General features: G+C 64.3%; 1 protein-coding gene. It reads right to left on the reverse strand.

The window, feature by feature from the left end; all coding sequences use genetic code 11:
- Window positions 1-139: 139 nt before the first annotated feature.
- A partial coding sequence (locus FNJ47_RS48185) for a DUF3175 domain-containing protein (protein WP_163163751.1) occupies window positions 140-244 on the reverse strand: 105 nt, incomplete at its 5' end.

Below are 244 nucleotides of genomic sequence, written 5' to 3' on the forward strand. Positions count from 1 at the left end.
GCCGCGGTTGACCTGCGTAACGCTGGAGGCGGCTTCCTGGGTGCCTTGGGCGACATTCTGCACGCTGCGTGCAATCTCCTGCGTGGCCGCGCTCTGCTGCTCGACCGAGCTTGCAATGTTGGTCGCGGAAACGGCGGGGCTAATCCCGCCCGAACTGGTGCTTCAACTCGAGCTTGGCGCGTTCCAGCCGCGACCGCTCGGTCTTCGGTAGCGTCTTGCCAGCGCGGTTGATATAGAAGGTCAG

The sequence above is a fragment of the Bradyrhizobium uaiense genome (assembly GCF_010811875.1).
Taxonomy (GTDB): Bacteria; Pseudomonadota; Alphaproteobacteria; order Rhizobiales; family Xanthobacteraceae; genus Bradyrhizobium; species Bradyrhizobium uaiense.